Raw genomic sequence first — 1,386 nt, forward strand, 5'->3', positions numbered from 1 at the left:
GCTCAAGGGGAGGCGGCGGCGGTGGCGCGGATCGTGTCGGGCCCGCCCGAACTGACGGGCCGGGCCCTGCTGGTCCGCCCCGACGGGTCCCGCGTCGGCGGCTTCGGCGCCCATCCGGAACTGGACCGCACGGTCGCCGCCGAGGCGGGCGCCTTCCTGGACGCCGGCCGCACCGGCACCCTGGAGATCGGAGAGCAGGGCTCACGCTGCGGAGCACCGCTCACGGTCCTGGTCGAGTCCTCGGTCCAGGCGCCCCGCATGATCGTCTTCGGCGCGATCGACTTCGCGTCGGCGCTGGTCCGCATGGGCAAGTTCCTCGGCTACCACGTCACGGTGTGCGACGCACGGCCCGTCTTCGCGACCCGGACGCGTTTCCCGGAGGCCGACGAGATCGTCGTCGAGTGGCCCCACCGGTACCTGGAGGGCACGGACGTCGACGCCCATACGGTCCTGTGCGTGCTGACCCACGACGCCAAGTTCGACGTCCCCCTGCTGCGACTGGCGCTGCGGCTGCCGGTGGCGTACGTCGGCGCCATGGGCTCCCGGCGCACCCACCTGGACCGCAACGCCCGCCTGCGGGAAGTCGGCGTCACCGAGCTGGAGTTGAGCCGACTGCACTCGCCGATCGGCCTGGACCTCGGGGCCCGTACCCCCGAGGAGACGGCGCTGTCCATCGCCTCGGAGATCGTCGCCGCGCGGCGCGGCGGCAGCGGGGTGTCGCTGACCGGGGCCCACACCCCGATCCACCACGAGCCGCAGCCGGGGGCGGTGGGGCGGATCGGCTCGGTGGCCTGAGGCACTCGGTGGCCTGAGCCCCCCGGAACCACGGCACAGGCCCTACGAGTTCTTGGACGAAGGTTCCGCGCCGAAGCGTTCCCGGCGCCCCTCACGCCTGTCTCAGCAGGCGGTTCAACGCCCGGCCGAACACATACCGTGCCGAGCGCCGCACCAGGCCGTCGAAGAGCGACGGCAGCAGCCGGATCCGGATCTCCTCCCGCCACAGCACGCGGGTGCGGCCGCCGGGTCCCGGCCGCACCTCCAGCTCCGCCCAGCCCAGGACCACGCGGCCCCGCTTCTCCAGGCGGCACAGCCCCGGGACCCCGTCCTCCGGCGGCTCCCACACCGTGACCTCCATCGGGTCGTCGAAGGACAGCGGCCCGACACCCGTGCGGGCCACGACGAGAGTGCCGACGCGGGTCGGACCGGCCGGGACCGGTCCGACCCGTGCTCCGCACGTCGTCCAGCGCTTCCCGTACGAGGGTCGAGGCCAGGCCCTGTCCCGCGTAGGCGTCGTCGATCTCGGTGTGGAAGAACACGCGCCGGTCGTCCCGGTCGCGGTACGCGGTGAATCCCGCGGCCTTGTCGTCGACCAGGATCTCGTACCGG

General features: G+C 73.6%; 1 protein-coding gene and 2 pseudogenes. 1 reads left to right on the top strand and 2 read right to left on the bottom strand.

Features of this window, described 5'->3' with window-relative positions; translation table 11 throughout:
* Positions 1-795, top strand: a 795-nt coding sequence (locus ACWIF2_RS40700) for an XdhC family protein (protein ID WP_454366744.1), incomplete at its 5' end; no start/stop codon positions are given.
* Positions 796-886: 91 nt separating this feature from the next.
* Here the strand turns inward: ACWIF2_RS40700 and ACWIF2_RS40705 are convergent.
* Positions 887-1,279: pseudogene (locus ACWIF2_RS40705) on the bottom strand (SRPBCC family protein); the annotation flags it as partial.
* A pseudogene (locus tag ACWIF2_RS40710) lies at positions 1,218-1,386 on the bottom strand (GNAT family N-acetyltransferase); the annotation flags it as partial. The pseudogenes ACWIF2_RS40705 and ACWIF2_RS40710, both read right to left, overlap by 62 nt.

The sequence above is a fragment of the Streptomyces sp. NPDC055506 genome (assembly GCF_053643595.1).